Raw genomic sequence first — 23,344 nt, forward strand, 5'->3', positions numbered from 1 at the left:
CGGGCGTCCGTTTTTTTGTTGCTTAGGCTTGAGCACCTGTCAGTTTCTTGTACCTGTAATACAAGAAAGCAGCTGCAGCCGTTCCGATGACCGCAATGCCGAAGTCGAATATGAAAATATGGGCGATGCCCCCCGCTTTTGCGATAAGTCCTGTTGCAATCGGCAGCAGAATCGATGCAAGGCTTGAAGCGGTCGCTACAATTCCGGTAACGGTTCCTTTTCGCTTCCAGAAAAGCTCTGTCATTAACGTAATGGTAATTTGAAACACACCCGCAGTTGAAAAGCCTAAGAAAAAGGCAGTGATGTCCAGCACAACTGGGATGTGAACGGTCAGCATGACTGCGAGCGTACATAAAGTAATAATAGGATATAAGAGCGTTATGAAGACAGGTTTGACCCATCTGTTCAGCAAAACGGCTAATAATAAAACAGATGCCAGAGATCCTATACTATAATAGCTCAGCAATTGTACAGATGCTGATTCAGCTAAACCGGCTGCTTTTTGCGCGTAGCTCGGGAGCCAGATTTGAGAAACCGTAAATAAAGCCGTGGATGTAAAACCGATGATAATCAGTGCGGTGCCTTCTTTCTGAAAAACGGGTTCAGACAAGAAAACGGGAGATTCCTGTTGGCCGCTATTCGTTGGTTTCTTATGTTTTTTAGGAAACGAAAGCGTTGATAAATAAATAATATTCAGGAGATAGACCGCTGCCGGCAGATAAAAAGCAAATCCGTAAAACATGCTGTGGTCTGCTAAAAATGTGATCAAAAGCGGCAAAAGTGCGGCCCCGACAGACATAAAGGCCTTGACCAAGACATTCGCCGAACCGGAAGCAGACGGAAAGAGCTCGGTTAGGGCCGGATATGTTCCGGCATCCATCGCTGAATTTGCGACTCCGGCTAATAAGGCGAACACAAACGCCAGCTCATAGCTCGGTGATAAAGGAATACCGACTAAAAAGACGGCCATAATTCCCGCAGAAGCGACAACAAGCGGCTTTCTGCCGATTTTATCTGATAGAACGCCGGAAATGCCGTATGTCAGAAGTTTGCCAAACCCGATAGCGGCAATGACATAACTGATGCCGGTCGGATCGGTATTCCACTGTTTTGTTAATGAAGACATATTGGATGCGAGAATGATGTTGACCATCCCCAGAAAGAAGTAGTTGATATACATTCCGGATGCTGTTTTGATAGATGTCGATTGCATGCTTGTACTCCTTCAAATCTTATTCGAACACTTTGCTGTTTACTGTTCTAAGGAAAATTGGTTTGGGGAAATGATAAAAAAGACTCGCCGAGTTTCGGCCAGTCTCCATTATTTACGAAGCGAGGCTAATTCTTGAGCAATCGCCTGCATTTCACTTGGGCTGAATGATTCTTTTCTCATCACCATGCTGTGAAGGTACGTGAGGTCTTCAATCTTCTCATCACTGAAATCCTCCGCTTTGATTACGCCGACGTTCAGCATGTTCAGCTTTTGGGAAATCTCTTCAATCATCTGAGTTAATGTTTCTGTATTTGGGCTGGACAAATGGTTCCATCCTTTCTATGCGCAATATAGGTATGTTTTATTCTAACAGAATTCCATCAGAAAAAAACCCTATTCTAAAAGCAGGCTTTTAATTCCAAAAAAGTGAAGACATCAGTTGAAAAGGAAATGAACATCCTACTAAGATATTCATGAAGGTTTCTCTTTAGAGAAATAGGGGCAAAGAATAGGGAGGTTGCACAACATGATAAGCGTGTTATTTGTTTGTTTAGGAAACATTTGCCGGTCTCCGATGGCGGAAGCGATTTTTCGGGACCTGGCAGCCAAAAAAGAATTAGAGGGGAAAATTAAGGCGGACTCAGCAGGAATCGGCGGCTGGCACATCGGCAATCCGCCGCATGAGGGAACGCAGGAGATATTGCGCAGAGAAGGAATCAGCTTTGATGGCATGCTGGCGCGTCAAGTCAGCGAACAGGATCTGGACGATTTTGATTACATCATTGCAATGGATGCAGAAAATATCGGAAGTCTCAGAAGCATGGCGGGATTTAAAAACACCTCGCATATCAAAAGGCTTTTGGACTTTGTTGAAGATTCAGATCTTGCCGACGTTCCCGATCCTTACTACACAGGGAATTTTGAAGAAGTTTGCCAATTAATCAAATCGGGCTGTGAGCATCTGCTTGCGTCTATTCAAAAAGAAAAACAATTGTGAGTGAAAGGAGAATTTGCATGAACAACGAACGTTTAATGCTGAAAGGGATATTTCTCGGAGCTGCGGCAGGTGCGGCGTTATCACTGCTCCATAAGCCGACAAGACAGGCGTGCGGCATGAGATGGCTGACATGCAAGCATAAACTTTCACTGTACAAAAGCAATCCGGAGCTTTTAAAAAACACTGTCATCACAAAAGTGGATGAGGCCAAAAAGCTCGCCCAAACGCTTTCAAAGGAAGTCGACTTTGTGAACCAGCAGGTGAAAGAGCTGAAGAAAACAACGCCGCAAGTGATGGAACTCGTGCAAGAAACGAAAGAGCATTTTTCAAAAAAATGATCAAACATGCGAGGTGAGACGACATGAGTTTTTTGAAAGAGCTTTTCAGCAGATACACCCTTCATGAAGGACAAAGTAAATCAGCGGAGCTGGCGTATTTTTTTCTATTGTCACTGTTTCCGTTTTTGATTTTTATGCTGACGCTCACCGCGTATCTTCCGCTTTCTACTGATGATGTTTTAGGAGTCATAGAACAATATGCTCCCGCCAGTGCGATGTCTCTCGTTGAATCCATTACCCATCAAACCTTAAATAATCGAAATGGCGGTTTGCTGTCATTCGGGATTATCGCCGCATTATGGTCTGCGTCTAATGGAATGAACGCGATCGTCCGGTCGCTGAACCACGCGTATGATGTGGAAGAAAACCGCTCTTTTATCATTGTTCGTCTAACCTCTATTTTTTTGACGATTGCCATGGTATTTACGATTTTAGTGGCTTTGCTTCTGCCGGTATTTGGCCGGGAGATTGGAAGGCTCGCTTCTGACTTTGTCGGCGCGTCGGATCTGTTTTTATCCGTCTGGGCCGCCATTCGCTGGGGTGTCAGCCCGCTTGTGCTTTTGATTGTTTTTTCCGCGCTGTATGTGATTGCGCCGAACAAAAAGCTGTCTCTCCGGTTTGTCATGCCGGGTGCGGTCTTTGCGACCATCGGCTGGATCGTTGTCAGCACATTGTTTTCATTTTACGTCAGCACGTTTGCGAACTATAGCGCCACTTACGGGAGCATCGGGGGAATCATCGTTCTGATGATTTGGTTTTACTTGAGCGGCATTTTAATTATCCTAGGCGGAGAAATCAACGCTCTTTTACATAAACGTAAAAAGCTTCCTGATGAAAATCCCTACCATTAGCGCACCCTATAAACGAACTTCGGTTCAAAAAGAAGTCGGGGGGATATCGTGATGACCAAGCATACGAAAAAAGGCGGAAGCCATAACAAACAAAATTCGAAAAGCAAATCGAGCCATAAAACAAGCGGAAGCGCCAACGGACAAAACGGCTACCATTAGCATAAAAGCCTCCTGACATGATGTCGGGAGGCTTTTTGATTAAGAAGATGAAGAATAGGTTTCAGCCGGTGACCAGCTTTTCGGTTTGCCCAGCACAAGGGCCAGCCACACAATACTAAGCGTGAGAGTAATGAAGTAGAACAAGTTTGCGCTTTCAAATGTCTGCATATACCAGCCGCCGGCAACCGGGCCGAGGATGCTGCCGAGACTGAATGTAATGCCGCAAAGCAGGTTTCCCGCCGGCAGGAGGTGGGGCGGAAGAAGATCTGTCATATAGCTGATGCCAAGTGTAAAGGTTGATCCTACTGCCATTCCTGCAATAAAAAAGCAGCCGCCGATCACGTAAGGCGAAGGAAATACACCGGCAATGAAAAAGCAAAGAGCCCCAGTCAGTAAAATCACCAGCAGCACATTCCGCCTGCCGTATCTATCGCTGAGGATGCCGAGCGGAAACTGAAAGATAATGCTTCCAATCGCAAATGCGGGAAGGATGATCGCTACTGCGTCTACTGATATCCCCAAACGGAGCGCGTACACCGGAAAGCTTCCGTTCAGCGCCGTTTCCAAAAAGCCATAGCCAAATGTAGGCATAAAGGCAACCCACCCAAACAGCATGGCCTGATAAAATCGCCTGAAACTATTGTCTGATTTGGTTTCATGAGGACTGGTTTCCGGGTATGCATTTTGTAGAAAGAAAACAAAAAGCCACGCAAACAGACTGATGCAGCCGGACACGATAAAAGGAAGCGACGGACTCAGCTTGACAAGCGGCACCATGAACGGGCCTGCGGCAAAGCCAAGGCCAAAGGAAAGCCCGTAAATAGACAGGTTTCTTCCGCGATTTTGTTTTGATGACATGGAGGTCACCCACGTTTGCGTAGAAAAGTGAAGCATGTGGTCGCCGATTCCAATGAACAGGCGAAGCAGGAACCAGACCCAAACTGACTGAAGCCAAATAAATCCGAATAAGCTTAAAATGACAATGCTTCCGCCCATAACGATCAGCGGCTTGAATCCGAGCTTTCTGAGCGGCGCTTCCATAAACGGCGAAGCCAAAAGCACACCGATATACAGCCCGGTCGCGTGCAGGCCGTTGATAGCAGCGGATTCTCCATTTGTTTCAAAAATGATTGAAATGACAGGCAGCAGCATGCCTTGTGAAAACCCAGAAATGGATACGAGCAAGACAAGGATAAAGAAATGAAATCGTGACATCGTGTCAGTTCTCCTTATGTGGAATCTATGTTGATCGTACAATGTTTTCCAAAAGCAGGCAACCTGAAAAAAGCCTATATCACGCTATACATTTGCCCTCGTGTAATCATGAAGGTTTTTGAGAAGAATAAAAATAAAACAAGTCATAAAAAAGGAGCTATTTCACCATGAATCGTATCTTTTTTATTTTAGTGGCGGCCGGTGTTCCGCTTTCTGTGATTGGCAGTTTGATGCATTGGCCTTCCGCGGTTCTATTTGCCGTTTATTGTGTGACGATTATCGCGCTTGCAAGCTATATGGGGAGGGCGACAGAATCACTGTCCATCATTGCAGGACCGCGTATCGGCGGTTTGTTGAATGCAACCTTCGGGAATGCGGTGGAGCTGATTATTTCCCTTTTTGCATTAAAAGAAGGCCTGACAGGAATCGTGCTTGCCTCTTTAACCGGTTCAGTGCTGGGGAACCTGTTGCTGGTAGCGGGCCTATCGTTTTTTGTCGGCGGTTTAAAATATAAGCGGCAGGAATTTAATATCCATGATGCCCGCCATAACTCCGGGCTTCTGATTTTTGCCATCATTGTCGCCTTTGTGATTCCGGAGGTATTCTCTGTTGGTATGGGAAACGCCAGCAAGCTCAATTTAAGCATCGGCATCAGCATCATTATGATTCTGTTGTATGTGGCGGCGCTGTACTTTAAACTTGTCACGCATCGGGGCGTTTATCAGCCGAATAATGCCGCTCAGACTGAAGAAGAGGAAGAGCCGGAATGGTCAGGGAAGGTTGCGACGATTGTCTTGTTTGCGGCAACGATTGTGGTTGCATACATATCCGAAAACCTGGTCCATACCTTTCACTCGGTTGCTGAACAGTTCGGGTGGAGCGAGCTGTTTATCGGGGTCATCATCGTGGCGATTGTAGGAAATGCGGCGGAGCACGCGTCAGCGATTATTATGGCCTTCAAAAATAAAATGGACATTGCGGTTGAAATTGCAGTCGGCTCTACGCTGCAGATCGCTATGTTTGTCGCACCGGTTCTCGTCATCTGTTCTATCTTTTTTCCGACAAGCATGCCGCTTGTATTTACATTGCCTGAGCTCGTCGCGATGGTATCAGCGGTTCTCTTGATGATCGCGATTTCGAATGACGGGGATTCCAACTGGTTTGAAGGGGCGACACTGCTTGCTGCATATGTCATTATGGCGATCGGCTTTTTCCTTCTTTAACCTGAAAAAATGATGGATAACAACAAAGCGGGATGAAAAGACTAAGGGAAAATGCCATAGAAAGAGTGATATGATGAAAAAGCTATTTCATTCCACACTTATCGTGTTGTTATTCTTTAGTTTTTTCGGCGTTCAGCCCATCCACGCGAAAAAGCAGTTTAAGGTTCCTAATTCTGTCGCAAGCATTTCAAAGGAAAACACGTATCCGAATGCTTCACAGGATCAGCCAATGCTTCAGCCGAGCAAGCTGGCAAAGGAGTTGCTCGATCATTCTGAGGTGAAGATTGAAAATCCGCATCTCATCAAAATGCTGAATGAATCCAACATATCCGGCACACCGCTTGCAGTAGGGTACCGGGCGACAATATTTCTCGGGAAATGGGCGCTCGGCTATGAATCAAATGAAACAGTCGCAAACTGGGAATATAAAAAAATCAATACAAACCGTGCGGATAACCGCGGCGGGAAAGAAACGGCTGAAATGCATTATGCCCAGGAACAGCAGTACAGAGTGAAGGGCGGCCTGACAGCTAAAGTTCCAAATGCTGAAGATGTCAAAAGCATGATGATGCAAAAAGCAATGAAGAAAACGAACCTTCCGCTTGCATTTGAGACGGTCATTGGGGCTGGCACAAAACGGGATCAGATTTATAAAGTCGCTCCTAAAAAAATCGGTTATCTACATGCATATGCACCGGCTGTGAATGAAAAAGGAAAAGTGACTTACGGAGAAGTGTACTTAGTGCTGAAAGGAAATAAACGAAAACTCGTCGTGAAAAATGTCACGTCACAGGGAATCGGCGCCTGGATTCCGGTTCAAGATCATGTCACATTTGGCTTTCAGCTTTCCTCACTGCCAAGATAAATAAAAAACTGATTCCAACTCGGAATCAGTTTTTTTGTTTATTGGGTTCTCTCGATTCGGACCGCTTCCTCAAGCATTTGCACATTGTTTTGGTAGAGCTGGCGAACGAGAACCCGTCTTACTGCAAGGCTGGCACTGAAATAATCATCATCTTTCACCATGCCTTTAACCGTAAATTCGACGCCGCGATTGATTTTATTCAATGCGGTGATGCCGTGGATTTGAAACGGTTCTGTCGGATTGCCGAATTCATCCCGCTTCAATGAATCACGAAGCTCTTCATTCAGCATGTCACATGCCTCTTCCAACACGCTGTACACGCGGTCCGGATCTTCTTTAAAGCTGATAAGAAAGGATTCGGTAATCCGCATAAAATCAATATTATAGTTCTCTATTTGTCTGACCTCGCCGTTGCTGATGGTGAGCAGCTTCCCGCTCCATTCCCGGATTTGCAGCGAGCGGAGGCCGATTTCCTCCACTGTCCCGTTGAACAAGTTGTTGACGGTGACATAATCGCCTTTGTGCAGCTGGCGTTCATATATTAAGAACACACCAGCCAGCACATCTTTGATCAGCGATTGGGCGCCAAAACCGATCACGATACCTGCTACGCCCGCCCCGGCCAATATCTTGCCGAAATCATGCACAAATAAAGAAATAACGTAAAAGATAAAACCAATTGTTGCCGTATATTGGGTGACAGAACGGACAAGGCTTTCAATCGTTTTTTCCTTTTTTTCTTCAATAAAGTCCGTCCGTTTAAAAAATAGCTGTACCAGCCGGTTGATGATAAAGACACAGATCCAAAGGATAACCGCAACGAGGAGAATATCGACGATTTTATTTTGAAAAATCTCCGTAAGTGTTTCTTTCATCCGCATCTAACTCCTGGCTTGACGTTTTGTGAAGTCTGTATCCTGATAATAACTGTTTTTGACAAGAACATTCGGTCCGAGGCACCGGACATTCGGGCAGTGGCAACTCAGTTCTTTCGCAAGCTTGGTCTCTCTCCACTTTTCATAGGCGGAAGGGAGGCTGTCCGTCTGAATGTTGCCAAGCGGCGGGGTATCACCGAAATCTGTCACGATAATGTTTCCGTCGAAAATGTTCACATTCAGGCGGGACCGGCCGTCAGGGTCATTTCGCACTGTGACGTTTTTCGCCGCGCGAAGCCGGCGAAGCAGCTTTTGGTCGTCTTCGTCCGGACTGCAGGCATAAAACGGCAGCGTTCCGAACAGCATCCACGTATTTTCATCACGAATATCCAGCAAGCGGTGAATGGCCTGTCTCATCTCTTTCAAGCTGAGGGATTCAAGAGCGCTTGCGAAATCGCTTGGATACATTGGGTGGACCTCGTGACGCTGACATTTCATATCTTCTGTGATTTGGCGGTGAATATGCTCAATATGCGGAAGAGTTCGTTTGTTCAGCATCGTTTCCGCAGATACCATTACTCCGGCATCCACGAGCGTGCGGCTGTTTTCGATCATTTTTTCAAAATAGCGCGCGCGCTGTTCGAAGGTCGGTTTTCTGTCCATCATGGCAAAGCCGATTTCAGCAAAATCTTCAACTGTACCCCAGTTATGAGAAATATGTAGCACATCGAGATACGGAATGATCCATTCGTACCGCTCGATGTCGAGGGTCAGATTTGAATTAATTTGTGTCCGCACACCCCGTTCATGGGCATATTTCAATAAAGGAACAACATATTCTTTTACTGATTTCAACGAAAGCATCGGCTCTCCGCCTGTGATGCTGATGGATCTGAGGCGCGGGATTTCCTCCAGCCGTTTTAACAGAAGATCTATTGGCAGAGCATTCGGGTCTTTAGGCTGCAATGTATAGCCTACAGCACAATGCTCGCATCTCATATTGCACAGTGTCGTCGTTGTGAATTCAACGTTTGTCAGCTGCATGTCTCCGTATTGGTCAACATCCATATAGGCTTCCCAAGGGTCAAACTCGGGCGTAATCGGACGCAGCTTCGTGTTTTGTGTCATGACTATCTAACTCCTTTATAAATGGGCATACTAACGCTGCCAACAGTTAATTTTAGACCTGATTTGCCAAGATCGCAAGTAGCGCGGCGATTGAAAAACGGCAAAAAATGAGCTACCATAATAAAAAATGAATGGAGGAACAGAATGGGGAACGCCGTAAACAATAAAGATCAGCAGATTGATTATTTAAAGAACAGACTTGACATGTTTATGAACGTCATCGATTCATTAGACCCTGAAGCAACCGACGTTGAAGATATAGACAGGCTCATCAGCATGCTTGATGACTTGGAAGCCAAATACGAACGTTTTAAAAAAGATTGGGAATAAAACCGCGCGCCCGCCGCGGTTTTTTCTATTGGCATAAAGCAACAGTATAAAACAAAGCCCCTATCTGTAAAATAAGAAAAAATGCAGAAGGAGCGCTGGCCATGAAGTGGATGTGTTCAATATGCTGCGCCGCCGTATTGCTTGCCGGAGGTGCAGCACAGGCGGAAGCGGTGCCGAATGAGCCGATTAATTGGGGCTTTAAACGAAGTGTCAATCATCAGCCGCCAGATGCCGGGAAGCAGCTGAACAGTTTAATTGAAAAATATGACGCGTTTTATTTAGGGAATACAAAGGAAAAAACGATTTACTTAACGTTTGATAACGGATATGAAAATGGCTATACGCCAAAAGTGCTTGATGTCTTAAAAAAACATCGCGTAACAGGAACGTTTTTTGTCACCGGGCATTTCGTAAAGGACCAGCCTCAGCTGATCAAACGTATGTCAGATGAGGGCCATATTATCGGCAACCATTCCTTTCACCATCCGGATTTAACGACAAAAACAGCTGATCAGATTCAGGATGAACTTGATTCAGTCAACGAAGAGGTTTATAAAATTACGGGAAAGCAGGACAATCTGTACTTGCGTCCGCCGCGCGGCGTGTTCAGTGAGTACGTACTGAAAGAAACGAAACGCCTCGGCTATCAAACCGTTTTCTGGTCGGTCGCTTTTGTTGATTGGAAAATCAACAACCAAAAGGGAAAGAAATATGCCTACGATCATATGATCAAGCAGGCGCACCCGGGAGCCATTTACCTGCTTCACACCGTATCGAGGGACAATGCAGAAGCGCTGGATGACGCGATTACAGATCTGAAAAAACAGGGCTACACATTTAAAAGCATTGATGATCTGATGTTTGAGAAAGAAATGAGGCTGCCGTCTTTGTAAAAGAGAAAGACCTCTCCTTAAACGGAGAGGTTTTTCTTTATTTTATACATTTAATCAGTGCGGCCCAGTCCAGATCCCCGAAGCCTTTCTCAATCCCGCTTTCAAAATGGCTCTTGGCCAGCTCGGCAAGAGGAAGATTTGCAGAAACCTGTTTTGCGGCGGCGAGTGCCAGGTTGGTATCCTTCAGCCCTAAAGACATTTTGAAGCCGGCCGGCTCAAATTTCTGCTCGGCCATAATGGTTCCGTAATTTTGATAGACTGGAGAACCAAAGAGCGCGCTGGCGATTTCTAAAAATTGTTTTTGTTCTAAGCCGTATTTCTCCATCATTAAGAAGGATTCAGATAACGCCTCCAGCATGGACACGAGCAAGAAATTGATGCTGATTTTGGCTGCATTTGCCGTCTTGCTTTCTTCGCCGACGTCAAATACCTGCTGGCTCAGGCTGTCGAGCAAAGGCTTGGCAGCTTGCTTTGCTTCCGCCGGTCCGGCTGTTATGATACGGAGCGCGGCTTTGGCTGCGGCATCCGGTCTGCCAAGGACAGGAGCGGCGAGAAAAAATTGTCCTTTCTCTGCATGAGCTGCTGCGAGCTTCTCTGAGAATTCAACACTGATCGTGCTCATCGAGATGTGAATGCCATCCTCTGCTAATCCTTCAAGCAGCCCGTCTTCTCCAAATGTCACGGCGCTGACAGAATCATCATCTGCAAGCATTGTGATGACAATATCAGCGGACTTCGCCGCCAGCCGCGGCGTATCAGCTGCCTGTGCGCCTTCTGTGACAAGGTCTTCTGTCTTTTGTTTCGTCCGGTTATAGACAGTCAATTCGTAGCCTGCTTGAAGAACATTTCGGGCAATGGGCTGTCCCATATTGCCGAGTCCGATGACAGCAATTTTCAATCTGATCACTCCCTGAATATTTTTTCCATTATAAACAATATGAACAGAATATGCATAGCGATCGGCTTACAACAAAAAAGAACAGCTGCTCGCTGTCCTCATTTAAAAATATTGAACCATCCTTTATGTACAAACCAAATCAGCATTCCAATCACAAGCGCGGCCATCAGGCCAAGTACAGCAAAATATCCGTATTTCCAATGCAGCTCCGGCATGAAGTCGAAATTCATACCGTATACACCGGCAATAAAGGTGAGCGGGATGAAAATGGTCGACACTATCGTCAGTGTCATCATAATCGCATTCATCCGGTTTGAGTTTAGCGTCACGTAGCTGTCACGCAAATCGGACGTCATGTCCCGGTTGGATTCCACAATTTCAGACAACTTTAACAAATGATCATATATGTCGCTGAAGTAGGCTTTCGTTTCCCGCTGCTCTTTCACATGGTCAAGGCTTAAAATCCGATAGAGCAAATCACGCATCGGGATAATTGTCCGTCTTAAATGCAATAGGTCTGTTCTGAGTTCAAACACCTCGTTCATCAGCGTTCCATACGTTTTGTGGGGACGGCTTTCTTCAATTTCATTCAGCCGGTCTTCAATTTTATACACGAGAGGAAAATATTCATCAACAAGCTGATCCATGATCATATAAGAAATATGCCCGGGCCCTTTTTTCAATATATCCGGTGAAGCATACAAACGCTCCCGGACTTTAGCGATACCGGGCGTTTCGTGTAAATGAAAGGTGACGACAAATTTTTCGCCTTGAAAGATATCGACTTCCTCCGTCTCAAGTGTTTCCTTATTCAGCGCATGAATCACGTAAAAACGATAGCCGTCATAATGGTCAAGCTTCGGCCGCTGCATATGCTGGAAGCAATCCTCAATGGCAAGCGGATGAAAATGAAAAAAATCTCTCAATAACGCCGTTTCCGTATCCTCCGGGCCGTAAAAATCAACCCAGTACCATGCAATATCAGGCTGTTCCACTCGTTCGATCGGTATATTTTTCAGCAGCTGATGCTCTGTTGTGATTGCGGTAATGTTGATCATAAACAACCCTCCACCTGCCATTATATCATGCGGTCTTTATGAGAAAAGTATACGGTACTCTCTGCCTAATTCCAGTGGCATGTTATACTGAACAAAAACGGAAAAAGGGTGGATCTCATGTGGAAGGAAAAAGTATCTGTCACGCCTCCGTATCATTTTGACCGCGTGCTGGACAGGCTGTCTTTAGACCCCCTCAGTGCTGTTGATCGAGAGGCGAGGGAAGTCCGTGTGCCAATCAGAAATCAAGCGGGGGACGTATATATTTTAAAGGTACAGGCGTTAGGCCATGCGGGCGATCCTGAGTTCCTCGTCAGCGGGGAAACGGATCAGGGAGAAATGATGAAGGAAATCAAGCGGATTTTTCAATGGGAAAATCATTTGCAGGACGTTCTGGATCACTTTTCAAAAACGAGCCTGTCCGCCATTTTTGAAGAGCATGCCGGGACACCGCTTGTTCTGGACTATAGCGTGTACAACTGCATGATGAAATGCATTATCCACCAGCAGCTTAATCTTTCCTTCGCTTACACGCTAACAGAACGGTTTGTACATGCGTTTGGCGAGCAGAAGGATGGCGTGTGGTGCTACCCAAAGCCGGAAACGATTGCTGAACTCGATTATCAGGATCTGCGTGATCTGCAATTCAGCATGAGAAAAGCGGAATACACTATTGATACATCAAGGATGATCGCAGAAGGCACACTCAGCTTGTCAGAGCTGCCGCATCTGGCGGATGAAGACATTATGAAGAAACTGATCAAAATCAGGGGTATCGGCCCGTGGACCGTGCAAAATGTCCTCATGTTCGGACTTGGCCGTCCCAATTTATTCCCGCTTGCCGATATCGGCCTCCAGAATGCCATCAAACGCCATTTTCAGCTGGACGATAAGCCGGCAAAGGATGTCATGCTGGCGATGAGCAAGGAGTGGGAGCCTTATTTAAGCTATGCGTCTTTGTATTTGTGGAGGAGTATAGAATAATTCGTCTCCCACAATGAAGGAAATCCTGCAAACGTGTTATACTAGAAAGATGTGAAAAAACCATTTCACTTTCTGCCATCCGCAGAAAGCTTCATATAGAAACGGAGAGAACAACGTGAACCAACAAAAGAAACAGGCGCCCGTCGAACTGAAGGTCGGACAAACCTTTCCGCTGACGATTAAGCGTCTCGGCATTAACGGAGAAGGTGTCGGCTATTTTAAGAAAAAAGTCGTCTTCGTGCCCGGCGCGCTTCCTGGTGAAGAGATTGTTGTGCAGGCCACAAAGGTCCAGCCTAAGTTTTCGGAGGGCCGCATTAAGAAAATCCGCAAGGCGTCTGAACACCGGGTGGCACCGCCTTGCCCTGTTTATGAACAATGCGGCGGCTGTCAGCTTCAGCACCTTGCATACAGCCAGCAGCTTCGGGAAAAACGCGATATCGTCATTCAGTCTCTTGAACGCCATACGAAGTTTAAAGTTGAAAACATGGAAATCAAAGAAACGATTGGCATGGACAACCCGTGGAATTACCGCAATAAAAGCCAATTCCAGATCGGGCGCTCGCAAAGCGGCAGCATCATCGCCGGCTTATACGGCCTTGATTCTCATGACATCGTTCCGATTAAAGACTGTATCGTTCAGCATCCGGCAACGAACAAAACAACAGGCATCGTCCGCCGCATTTTAGAGGACTTCAATGTGTCTGTTTATAATGAAAGAAAACGAAAAGGCGACGTTCGCACGATCGTGACGAGAGTCGGCTTTGAAACAGGTGAAGTGCAGGTCGTGCTTGTAACCGCAAAAGAAACGCTTCCGCACAAGGAAGAAATCGTCAAAGCGATTCAAAAGCGATTGCCAGAGGTCAAATCCATTATTCAGAATGTAAATGGTGCGAAAACTTCAGTGATTTTTGGTGAGAAAACAAAACCGCTCGCCGGAAAAACAGTGATTCAAGAAGTGCTCGGCGACGTATCTTTTGAATTGAGCGCCCGCGCTTTCTTCCAGCTCAATCCGGAACAGACCGTCAAGCTGTATGATGAAGTGAAGAAAGCGGCGCAGCTGACCGGAAAAGAAAAAGTCGTTGATGCGTATTGCGGCGTCGGCACTATCGGCATGTGGGTGGCGGACGGAGCGAAGGAAGTCCGTGGCATGGACGTCATCAAGGAATCAATTGACGATGCCAAGAAAAACGCCAAAAAACACGGCATGGCAAATGCCACATACGTAACAGGAACAGCCGAGCACTGGCTCCCGAAATGGACGAAAGAAGGCTTCCGCCCGGACGTCGTCATCGTAGACCCGCCAAGAACCGGCTGTGACAGCACGTTCCTGGACACGATCAAAAAAGTCAAACCGAAACGCTTCGTCTACGTTTCCTGCAATCCATCCACGCTTGCGAAGGATTTGCAGACGCTGTCGAAGGACTATCGCGTGGACTATATTCAGCCTGTCGATATGTTTCCGCAGACGGCGCATGTTGAAGCAGTGGCGAGACTTGTATTAAAATCGTCTAACTAAAATAAACAATACCTAATCAGACCTAGATTTCGGTAGTATGAACAATTCCGATTTCCGGGTCTTTTTCATGTGCAGCCCTTGTCCTAACTGTCTTTTCTCAATTTTATCTTCCTTCTCATTCTCGGAGATCTTTATTTTAACTGGCGAAAAGAATTGAAAAAACGTGTTGAAAAGCGGGTGAAAAACAGCGTTATTTAACCGGAAAAATTTCCTTCCAGTATGATTAAAATACATGAGTAAAATGATGTAAAATCATAGATATTTTTTCATAATTTGTAAAATTATATATTGACTTGCAGTTATTACGTGTGAAATATTGATTATAGGAATATAAGGAAAGGTATGGCGTATATCATTTCAAGAGTCATTCGATGTAAAAAGTTGAAACATTGTAATAAACGAAAGAGGTGAAAATGATGGCCAACCCCATTTTAAAATGAATAACGTATGAGCACTAAAATAATAGTGCCGAGACGATAAAAACTATTACAGTAATACCAACAATAGTTATACTGGCTAAAAAGTATTGCAGAGAAGGAAATGGATAACTAAATGGATAAAGTATATAAAAAACGACCGTTATATAAAAGAAGTTGGTTTCAAACATTTTTGGCATTTTTAGTATCTCGGCTTTATTTTAATTTTGTAGAATTAACGGGATGGGGTCCTAAGTATAGAGAAATGAATGGATTCCCAGCAAACATAGTTGAACTAGATTTCTTTCAAACATATCTTTCATTCTATAATAATCCATGGTTTAATATTATTACTGTTTTCTTGGGAGTTTTCACTATTATACAAATAATTACAGGTATAACAAAGGATATTCGAAATTAAAGCAATAACTTCTGATGCCTTATTAATGATGAAAGAAAATGAACACTTTCTTAATTATCTTATGAGTGAAGACTGCGACACTTAGTCAGCAGTCTATTTTATTGGTTCTGGATCAGGATTACCGAATTATAACCCTATATAAATATATAGTAGGTTGCCACTTGCTGCGTTGGTTATTTTCTAAATCATGAGCAAATCCCAAATGATTCAGATTGAAGTTCTTGAATTCTTTTAAATAAGGGTTTATTTTCTCTTCTCATCCTCTTTACTCCATGTGATTCACAAGTGGTAGCAGCTTAAGTAGGTTTTTTCATTCTCTCGAGTACTCAGTTATACCACCCCCAACTCAATTTGCTTAATCAAAGTTTATCTCTTGAAGTTAGTTTTTCCGCAAATATGATATAGAGATACGGATATGGTGTAGTGTTAAATATCTTATCTTCAATAACAGGGCAATTATTTTGCGTTGGTAATATGGAGAACTCATATGATATTCTATTTAGGTTGGAATCCTTTTTATCCAAAAGTTCAAAAGTAAGGCCACTAAGATAGACGAAGGTCAGCGCGAGTTAACCACAATATAAAAAATAGGGTAGATAATCATCCCACGTGAAATGTTCAAAATTTACTATAGATTGATAAGAAATGCTTTCGCATGCGATAAGTGTAAAAAGAAAGCATGGTCAGTTTTTTAATATTGAGATACAGGTATAGCTGTATCCCCTAATGAAAGGATTTGATTTTTGTTATGACAGAAAATTTCTGGCGTGAATTACCACGGCCGTTTTTTGTACTGGCACCAATGGAAGATGTGACAGATGTAGTTTTCCGGCATGTAGTAAGTGAAGCAGGCAGACCGGATGTGTTTTTTACAGAGTTCACAAACTCAGAGAGCTATTGCCACCCGGATGGGAAGGATAGCGTGCGCGGCCGTTTGACTTTTACAGAGGATGAACAGCCAATGGTAGCCCACATATGGGGGGATAAGCCTGAAAACTTCCGTAAAATGAGTATTGGCATGGCAGAGTTAGGATTTAAAGGCTTAGATATCAATATGGGCTGCCCTGTACCTAATGTGGCAGGGAATGGAAAGGGAAGCGGCCTTATTTGCCGTCCTGCAGTTGCAGCAGAATTAATACAAGCTGCAAAAGCAGGGGGATTGCCTGTAAGCGTGAAGACAAGACTTGGATACACGGATGTGGATGAATGGCGCGAGTGGCTGACACACATTTTGAAACAGGATATTGCGAATCTTTCTATTCATCTGCGTACAAGGGCAGAAATGAGCAAAGTAGATGCGCATTGGGAGCTCATCCCGGAGATTAAGAAACTTCGTGATGAGGTGGCACCAGATACATTGTTAACAATAAACGGGGATATCCCTGACCGCCAAACTGGCTTGAAACTTGCTGAACAATACGGCGTCGATGGAATTATGATAGGGCGCGGTATTTTTACAAATCCATTTGCCTTTGAAAAGGAGCCGAAAGAGCATAGCAGCAAGGAATTGCTTGATCTCTTAAGGCTGCATCTGGATCTTCATGATAAATATTCAGCATTAGAAGCCCGTCCGTACAAGCCTCTTCCTCGCTTTTTCAAAATTTATCTCCGCGGGTTCCGAGGGGCAAGTGAATTAAGAAATCAATGCATGAACACAAAGTCAACAGATGAAGTGCGTGCATTGCTCGACGACTTTGAGAGAAAGTATCTTGATGGGGTAGAATAACAGCAGTGCTTGATTCAAAAAAGGCTAACACCATTCTTGACTAAAATAAACCTGGATTTTCGGTAAATCCGGGTCTTTTTTGTACGCAGCTTTTACTCAGCCTGTCTTTTCTCTAATTTATTGTAAGTAAATAATGGTATATTTAGTGGAGATATCTTATAAAGGGGAGAGGAAAATGAAACGACTATGCATCATCCCCTGCGGCAAGAAAAAAATCTGGGACGTCCAGCCTGATGCCGGGCCGGTAAGAGCAGAGGACGCTTATCTCAGCCCGTTTCATCAGGCGTGCGAGCGGTATGCGAAAGCATTTTTCGATGAGTGGGTGATTTTGTCTGCGAAGCACGGGTTCCTCCGCCCTAATGATTTCGTTTCGGGAAATTACGATGTCACTTTTGGCACCGGTCATCTGGAAATCATGACAGCGGACGAGCTGCGCCGTCAATTTCACGAAAAAGGCTTTTCTGATATCGAAGAGCTAGTCATGCTTGGCGGAAAAAAATATCGAAGCATTCTAAACGCCGTCATCGGAGAACACCAGCATATCAGCTGGCCGCTATCATCGTACAAAGGCATAGGCTATATGCTCCAAGCGCTGAACCGGGCTGTTGAAGAAAAGCATGAACTGTAGCTCGTACATATGTGGAAAAGAGTGGGAACATGAAAAAACTTGTGTTTGGCTTGCTTGCCATTGCGTTATTCGGATGCGGACTATATATCTATCATGTATGGTTCGGTGATCCATTTTCGAAAAATGCTGCAGAACAGAAGCTAGTCTCTTATGTGAAACAAACCTATCCTAAGAAAGAAATCAAGATCACGAATGGGGTATATAACGCTAAAACCTCTGAATATGTATTCGAAGCAACCTCCCAATCTCATCGCTACCCAATGTGTACGAAGGGATTTCTGCATCCTAAAGTAACGTGCGATGGAATTGAAGAAGCGTATACCGAATCAGTATCAAAACATGTAAATGAAGAAGCAACGAAGGCAATCGAAGCAGATCTGAAAAAAGCGGTTCCTCGACTTATAAAAGCTGATGCTGCTTTGAGTATTGAAAACGGACAGTTCACGTTAGATACAAAATGGAACAAACAGCTGGCTGAAAAAGCGCCTATGAGCATGACGATTCAGTTAGACGCCAGCGGGTTATCAAAAACAGATGCCGCAAAGATGGCGGAAACGGTCAGAAAAACGCTTAATGAAAAGGGATATACATACTCAAACGGCACGATAGACTGTATGCAGAAGGACGGGAACGGCGGTATCGGATATGTTAAATATTCAATTGATTTTCTTTCAAAAGCAGCTATTCAGTCAAACGATGCAGAGGAACTAGGAAGTTAAAAAGATTTCCAAGGAAATAAATACGTCGATCATTGTCAAAGGCCGGGTGATATCCGGTCTTTTTTTGCATGCTGTAAAACGAGACAAATGAATCAGTTTGAGACAAAACGAGACACACGTCTCAAACTGTCTCCAAGGTGAAGACGAGAAGACTGATTTTACGGGCTCAAAAGACTGGCACACTTCTTGCATTTATAATGGTGAACCCTAAATAGAAGGAGGCGCACAAAATGAAATTGTTAAAACGAGAAGGCTTGTCATTAACTGAGGAAAAAGCGCTGTGGATGTACCAAAAGATGCTGGAGATCAGGGGCTTTGAAGACAAAGTGCATGAACTGTTCGCCCAGGGAGTGCTTCCCGGATTCGTTCATTTATATGCCGGTGAGGAAGCCGTGGCTGTAGGGGTGTGCGCTCATTTACATGATGGCGACAGCATTACAAGCACCCACAGGGGACATGGACATTGTATCGCCAAAGGCTGTGACCTGGACGGCATGATGGCGGAAATTTTCGGGAAAGCGACCGGATTGTGCAAAGGCAAGGGCGGTTCTATGCACATTGCGGATCTTGATAAAGGCATGTTAGGCGCAAATGGAATCGTCGGGGGCGGCTTTACGCTCGCATGCGGATCAGCGCTCACGGCTAAATATAAACAAACTAAAAATGTAAGCGTTTGCTTTTTCGGAGACGGGGCAAATAACCAAGGCACCTTCCACGAAGGGCTGAATTTAGCGGCTGTATGGAACCTTCCTGTCGTGTTTGTCGCCGAAAATAACGGCTATGGCGAAGCCACCCCATTTGAGTACGCATCAGCCTGTGATTCAATCGCCGATCGGGCGGCTGCTTATAACATGCCGGGGGTTACAGTTGACGGCAAAGATATTTTAGCAGTTTACCAGGCAGCCGAGGAAGCGATAGAAAGAGCAAGAAACGGCGGAGGCCCATCTTTGATTGAATGTATGACCTACAGAAACTACGGCCATTTCGAAGGAGATGCCCAAACCTATAAAACGAAGGATGAAAGAGTTGAGCACCTTGAAGAAAAGGATGCCATTCAAGGTTTTAAAAACTACCTTTTAAAAGAAACAGATGCTAATAAGCTGTCAGACATTGAACAGCGTGTCAGCGAATCGATTGAAAAAGCCGTTTCGTTCAGCGAAGACAGTCCATATCCAAAAGATTCGGAGCTGCTGACAGATGTGTACGTGTCATATGAAAAAGGAGGAATGTAAGAGATGGCGAGAGTCATAAGCATGTCAGACGCGATCAATGAAGCAATGAAGCTTGCGATGAGAAAAGACGAAAATGTGCTTTTGATCGGTGAGGATGTCGCCGGGGGAGCGGCGGTCGATCATTTGCAGGATGATGAAGCATGGGGCGGTGTATTAGGGGTCACAAAGGGACTCGTACAGGAATTCGGGCGTACAAGAGTGCTGGACACTCCGATTTCTGAGGCGGGCTATATGGGTGCGGCTATGGCTGCGGCATCAACCGGTTTGAGACCGATTGCCGAGCTGATGTTTAACGATTTTATCGGCACGTGCTTTGATCAGGTGATCAACCAAGGGGCGAAATTCCGTTATATGTTTGGCGGAAAAGCGCAAGTGCCGATTACTGTCCGCACCACATACGGAGCAGGGTTCCGGGCCGCTGCCCAGCATTCGCAAGCGCTGTATGGCCTTTTCACGAGCATCCCTGGACTGAAGACGGTTGTTCCATCCAATCCGTATGATGCCAAAGGTCTTCTGCTTGCAGCAATAGAAGATAATGATCCGGTGTTCTTCTTTGAAGACAAAACGTCCTACAACATGAAGGGCGAGGTGCCGGAAGATTATTATACAATTCCCCTCGGAAAGGCGGACATCAAACGTGAAGGCAAGGATGTCACGCTATTTGCAGTCGGCAAGCAGGTCAATACCGCGCTTGAAGCGGCTGCACAGCTTTCAGAGAGGGGCATCGAAGCCGAGGTGCTTGATCCCCGCAGTCTGTCTCCTCTGGATGAGGATGCGATTTTCACATCGTTAGAAAAAACAAACCGGCTGATCATCATTGATGAAGCCAATCCGCGATGCAGCATTGCCACGGATATTGCTGCGCTTGTTGCTGACAAGGGCTTTGATTTGCTTGATGCGCCGATTAAACGGATTACAGCGCCGCATACACCGGTTCCGTTTTCACCAGTGCTTGAAGATCAATATTTGCCGACACCAGATAAAATTGTCAGGGTCACGCTTGAATTGCTTGGCGAGCCGGCAATGAATTAAAGGGGGGACACAAATGGCGGTAAAAGTAGTGATGCCAAAATTGGGAATGGCCATGAAACAAGGGGAAGTATCGATATGGAATAAAAAAGTAGGCGACCCGGTTGAAAAGGGAGAAAGCATTGCCAGCATTCAATCGGAGAAAATTGAAATGGAGATCGAAGCGCCTGAAAAAGGAACGCTGATCGATATCAAAGTGAAAGAGGGAGAAGAGGTTCCGCCCGGCACAGCAATCTGCTATATCGGGGACGCCAATGAGTCGGTGCAGGAAGAGGCGAGCGCGCCTGTTGCTGAAGACAGTGTGCCGCAAGCCGTTCAGCCCGTCAAACAAGAAAACAAACCCGCAGCCTCCAAAAAAGATCGAATGAAAATATCTCCAGTCGCCAGGAAAATAGCAGAAAAAGCAGGATTAGACCTAAAACAGCTGAAAGGAACTGGACCAGGCGGACGAATCGTGAAGGATGACGTGACAAAGGCCCTTGCTGAACAGAAAAAAGATCAGGCAAAGCCTGTGTCGGAGCAGAATGCGCAGGAAATCCCGGTGACAGGCATGAGAAAGGTCATCGCTGCCCGAATGCAGGAAAGCTTGGCAAACAGCGCGCAGCTGACGATCACAATGAAAGCTGATATCACCAAGCTTGCCACTCTTCAAAAACAGCTTTCACCAACTGCGGAAGAGAGATACGGCACAAAACTGACGATCACTCATTTTGTCTCAAGAGCCGCCGTTCTCGCTCTGCAAGCTCACCCTGTGCTGAACAGCTTTTATCAAAATGAGCGCATCATCACACATCCTCATGTGCACCTTGGTATGGCTGTAGCCTTGGAAAATGGCTTAGTGGTGCCTGTGATCCGCCATGCTGAAAAGCTATCGCTGATTGAACTGGCTCAATCTATCTCAGAAAATGCCAAAAAAGCACGCGAGGGACGTGCGGGAAGCGAAGAACTGCAAGGCTCTACCTTCTCCATTACAAACCTTGGCGCGTTTGGAGTTGAGCATTTCACACCGATACTAAATCCGCCGGAAACAGGCATTCTCGGCATCGGAGCAAGCTATGACACGCCGGTGTATCAAGGGGAGGAGATCGTCAGAAGCACAATCCTGCCGCTCAGCCTGACATTTGATCACAGAGCGTGTGACGGCGCCCCAGCCGCTGCATTCCTGAAGGCGATGAAAACATATTTGGAAGAACCCGCAGCATTAATTTTATAGGAAAAGCAGGTGAAAACGACATGACATTAGCCATTATCGGCGGCGGACCTGCAGGCTATGCGGCTGCGGTTTCCGCGGCACAGCAGGGCAGAAACGTGCTGCTTATTGACAAAGGCAAGCTTGGGGGGACCTGCCTGAATGAAGGCTGCATCCCGACAAAGTCTTTGTTAGAAAGCGCAAACGTTCTTGATAAAATCAAGCATGCCGACAGCTTTGGGATCGAACTTCCGGCAGGTGCGATATCAGTCGATTGGAGTAAAATGCAAAGCCGAAAACAACAGGTTGTCAGTCAGCTTGTCCAAGGCGTTCAGTACCTAATGAAGAAAAATCAAATACAGGTTGTAAAGGGAACAGCCTCCTTTCTTTCTGAAAGAAAGCTCTTAATCGAAGGAGAAAACGGAAAAGAAATCAGAGAGGCTGATCAAGTATTAATTGCCTCCGGATCAGAGCCAATCGAGCTGCCTTTCGCTCCGTTTGACGGCGAATGGATCCTCGACAGCAAAGACGCGCTTTCTCTTTCCGAGATTCCGTCTTCACTAGTCATTGTCGGCGGCGGTGTCATCGGGTGTGAGTATGCAGGGCTGTTCGCCAGATTGGGATCGAAGGTGACCATCATTGAAACAGCGGACCAGCTGATCCCGGCTGAAGATGAAGATATTGCCCGTCTCTTTCAGGAAAAGCTAGAGGAAGATGGTGTTGAAGTGCATACCTCATCCCGGTTAGAACGGGTGGATCAAACGGCCAAAACGGCAATATGGAAAAGCGGTCAGCGAGAGTTTAAAACGAAGGCCGATTATGTGCTGGTGGCGATCGGCAGAAAACCCCGTCTTGACGGATTGCAGCTGGAACAGGCCGGAGTTGATTTTTCTCCAAAGGGCATTCCGGTGAATGGGCACATGCAGACGAACGTGCCTCATATTTACGCGTGCGGAGATGCTATAGGGGGCATTCAGCTCGCGCATGCCGCTTTCCATGAGGGCATCATCGCTGCTTCTCATGCTTCCGGAAGGGATGTCAAAATCAATGAGAAACATGTGCCGCGCTGCATCTATACGTCCCCGGAAATCGCGTGTATCGGAATGACAGAACGACAGGCAAGAAGCATATACGGCGATGTGAAAATTGGCGAATTTCCTTTTTCCGCAAACGGCAAGGCGCTCATTAAACAACAAGCGGAAGGAAAGGTCAAAATCGTGGCTGAACCGGAATTCGGCGAAATCGTGGGTGTCTCGATGATTGGCCCGGATGTAACCGAGCTCATCGGCCAAGCGGCAGCGATCATGAATGGTGAGATGACGGCAGATATGGCGGAGCATTTTATCGCCGCCCATCCGACTTTATCGGAAACATTGCATGAGGCGCTGTTGAGCACGATCGGCCTTGCGGTACATGCATAATAAAGGAAAAAGCAGGCGCATGG

Annotated in this window: 24 protein-coding genes; 17 read left to right on the forward strand and 7 right to left on the reverse strand. The window is 45.7% G+C overall.

Going from position 1 to position 23,344, the window contains the following annotated elements; all coding sequences use genetic code 11:
• Positions 1 to 22: 22 nt before the first annotated feature.
• Positions 23 to 1,213 carry an MFS transporter gene (locus tag WA279_RS13980; protein ID WP_336155706.1) on the reverse strand — a complete coding sequence of 397 codons (1,191 nt, stop codon included), beginning with the start codon at positions 1,211 to 1,213 and terminating at the stop codon, positions 23 to 25.
• 108 nt (positions 1,214 to 1,321) lie between these two features.
• Complete coding sequence (locus WA279_RS13985) at positions 1,322 to 1,537, reverse strand: DUF1128 domain-containing protein (protein ID WP_015715504.1); 216 nt, start codon at positions 1,535 to 1,537, stop codon at positions 1,322 to 1,324.
• Positions 1,538 to 1,739: 202 nt separating this feature from the next.
• Here WA279_RS13985 and yfkJ point away from each other — a divergent pair, with 202 nt between their 5' ends.
• The 3 genes from yfkJ to WA279_RS14000 are packed head-to-tail and all read left to right on the forward strand — an operon-like array spanning position 1,740 to position 3,399.
• Positions 1,740 to 2,210 (forward strand): protein-tyrosine-phosphatase, encoded by a 471-nt coding sequence (yfkJ, locus tag WA279_RS13990; protein ID WP_336155707.1) that lies wholly within the window; start codon positions 1,740 to 1,742, stop codon positions 2,208 to 2,210.
• A gap of 17 nt (positions 2,211 to 2,227) precedes the next feature.
• Positions 2,228 to 2,548, forward strand: coding sequence for a hypothetical protein (locus tag WA279_RS13995; protein WP_003233665.1), 321 nt, complete (start codon positions 2,228 to 2,230; stop codon positions 2,546 to 2,548).
• 23 nt (positions 2,549 to 2,571) lie between these two features.
• On the forward strand, positions 2,572 to 3,399 hold the full coding sequence (locus WA279_RS14000; RefSeq protein ID WP_014479170.1) for a YihY family inner membrane protein: 828 nt from the start codon (positions 2,572 to 2,574) through the stop codon (positions 3,397 to 3,399).
• Between the two features lie 198 nt (positions 3,400 to 3,597).
• Here the strand turns inward: WA279_RS14000 and WA279_RS14005 are convergent, their stop codons facing one another.
• Positions 3,598 to 4,773: an MFS transporter gene (locus tag WA279_RS14005; RefSeq protein WP_336155708.1), complete on the reverse strand. Its 1,176-nt coding sequence runs from the start codon at positions 4,771 to 4,773 to the stop codon at positions 3,598 to 3,600.
• Between the two features lie 167 nt (positions 4,774 to 4,940).
• On the opposite strand from WA279_RS14005, the gene cax reads away from it, so the two are divergent.
• Positions 4,941 to 5,996 (forward strand): calcium/proton exchanger, encoded by a 1,056-nt coding sequence (cax, locus tag WA279_RS14010; protein WP_003242902.1) that lies wholly within the window; start codon positions 4,941 to 4,943, stop codon positions 5,994 to 5,996.
• Between the two features lie 70 nt (positions 5,997 to 6,066).
• Entirely contained in the window at positions 6,067 to 6,861 is a 795-nt protein-coding gene (locus tag WA279_RS14015; protein WP_003233657.1) for a YfkD famly protein, read from the forward strand.
• A 38-nt stretch (positions 6,862 to 6,899) separates the two neighbouring features.
• On the opposite strand, the gene mscC is transcribed toward WA279_RS14015, so the two are convergent.
• Positions 6,900 to 7,742: a mechanosensitive ion channel protein MscC gene (gene mscC / locus WA279_RS14020; protein WP_336155709.1), complete on the reverse strand. Its 843-nt coding sequence runs from the start codon at positions 7,740 to 7,742 to the stop codon at positions 6,900 to 6,902.
• Positions 7,743 to 8,864, reverse strand: a complete 1,122-nt coding sequence (gene yfkAB, locus WA279_RS14025; RefSeq protein ID WP_003233655.1) for a radical SAM/CxCxxxxC motif protein YfkAB — start codon at positions 8,862 to 8,864, stop codon at positions 7,743 to 7,745.
• Between the two features lie 144 nt (positions 8,865 to 9,008).
• Here yfkAB and WA279_RS14030 point away from each other — a divergent pair, with 144 nt between their 5' ends.
• A complete protein-coding gene (locus tag WA279_RS14030; RefSeq protein WP_003223132.1) occupies positions 9,009 to 9,194 on the forward strand; it encodes an SE1561 family protein in 186 nt (61 codons plus the stop codon).
• Positions 9,195 to 9,295: 101 nt separating this feature from the next.
• Complete coding sequence (gene pdaA, locus WA279_RS14035; RefSeq protein ID WP_003244439.1) at positions 9,296 to 10,087, forward strand: delta-lactam-biosynthetic de-N-acetylase; 792 nt, start codon at positions 9,296 to 9,298, stop codon at positions 10,085 to 10,087.
• Between the two features lie 37 nt (positions 10,088 to 10,124).
• Here pdaA and WA279_RS14040 read toward each other — a convergent pair whose 3' ends face one another.
• Together WA279_RS14040 and corA are read right to left on the reverse strand one after the other, a co-directional pair.
• Complete coding sequence (locus tag WA279_RS14040) at positions 10,125 to 10,985, reverse strand: NAD(P)-dependent oxidoreductase (RefSeq protein WP_336155710.1); 861 nt, start codon at positions 10,983 to 10,985, stop codon at positions 10,125 to 10,127.
• A gap of 98 nt (positions 10,986 to 11,083) precedes the next feature.
• The gene (corA, locus tag WA279_RS14045; RefSeq protein ID WP_070548711.1) at positions 11,084 to 12,043 is read right to left on the reverse strand and encodes a magnesium/cobalt transporter CorA; all 960 of its coding nucleotides are present in this window, start codon (positions 12,041 to 12,043) and stop codon (positions 11,084 to 11,086) included.
• 117 nt (positions 12,044 to 12,160) lie between these two features.
• Between corA and WA279_RS14050 the strand changes: the two genes are divergently transcribed.
• From WA279_RS14050 to acoL, 10 genes are all read left to right on the forward strand, one after another.
• Positions 12,161 to 13,024 carry a DNA-3-methyladenine glycosylase family protein gene (locus tag WA279_RS14050; RefSeq protein WP_336155711.1) on the forward strand — a complete coding sequence of 288 codons (864 nt, stop codon included), beginning with the start codon at positions 12,161 to 12,163 and terminating at the stop codon, positions 13,022 to 13,024.
• A 115-nt stretch (positions 13,025 to 13,139) separates the two neighbouring features.
• A complete protein-coding gene (gene rlmD, locus WA279_RS14055) occupies positions 13,140 to 14,540 on the forward strand; it encodes a 23S rRNA (uracil(1939)-C(5))-methyltransferase RlmD (RefSeq protein WP_038829508.1) in 1,401 nt (466 codons plus the stop codon).
• 552 nt (positions 14,541 to 15,092) lie between these two features.
• A complete protein-coding gene (locus WA279_RS14060; protein WP_336155712.1) occupies positions 15,093 to 15,377 on the forward strand; it encodes a YfzA family protein in 285 nt (94 codons plus the stop codon).
• Between the two features lie 748 nt (positions 15,378 to 16,125).
• A complete protein-coding gene (locus WA279_RS14065) occupies positions 16,126 to 17,103 on the forward strand; it encodes a tRNA dihydrouridine synthase (protein WP_086344577.1) in 978 nt (325 codons plus the stop codon).
• 175 nt (positions 17,104 to 17,278) lie between these two features.
• On the forward strand, positions 17,279 to 17,731 hold the full coding sequence (locus WA279_RS14070) for a DUF6884 domain-containing protein (protein WP_336155713.1): 453 nt from the start codon (positions 17,279 to 17,281) through the stop codon (positions 17,729 to 17,731).
• A gap of 29 nt (positions 17,732 to 17,760) precedes the next feature.
• Positions 17,761 to 18,450 (forward strand): YfjL-like protein, encoded by a 690-nt coding sequence (locus WA279_RS14075; RefSeq protein WP_041339077.1) that lies wholly within the window; start codon positions 17,761 to 17,763, stop codon positions 18,448 to 18,450.
• A gap of 230 nt (positions 18,451 to 18,680) precedes the next feature.
• Positions 18,681 to 19,682 carry an acetoin:2,6-dichlorophenolindophenol oxidoreductase subunit alpha gene (acoA, locus tag WA279_RS14080; RefSeq protein WP_003242898.1) on the forward strand — a complete coding sequence of 334 codons (1,002 nt, stop codon included), beginning with the start codon at positions 18,681 to 18,683 and terminating at the stop codon, positions 19,680 to 19,682.
• 3 nt (positions 19,683 to 19,685) lie between these two features.
• Complete coding sequence (gene acoB, locus WA279_RS14085) at positions 19,686 to 20,714, forward strand: acetoin:2,6-dichlorophenolindophenol oxidoreductase subunit beta (protein ID WP_047182289.1); 1,029 nt, start codon at positions 19,686 to 19,688, stop codon at positions 20,712 to 20,714.
• Between the two features lie 13 nt (positions 20,715 to 20,727).
• On the forward strand, positions 20,728 to 21,924 hold the full coding sequence (gene acoC, locus WA279_RS14090; RefSeq protein WP_251188088.1) for an acetoin dehydrogenase complex dihydrolipoyllysine-residue acetyltransferase: 1,197 nt from the start codon (positions 20,728 to 20,730) through the stop codon (positions 21,922 to 21,924).
• A 20-nt stretch (positions 21,925 to 21,944) separates the two neighbouring features.
• Positions 21,945 to 23,321, forward strand: a complete 1,377-nt coding sequence (gene acoL / locus WA279_RS14095) for an acetoin dehydrogenase complex dihydrolipoyl dehydrogenase (RefSeq protein WP_251188089.1) — start codon at positions 21,945 to 21,947, stop codon at positions 23,319 to 23,321.
• The last annotated feature ends 23 nt before the right edge of the window (positions 23,322 to 23,344 follow it).

The organism is Bacillus sp. 204(2023) (assembly GCF_037027505.1).
Taxonomy (GTDB): Bacteria; Bacillota; Bacilli; order Bacillales; family Bacillaceae; genus Bacillus; species Bacillus subtilis.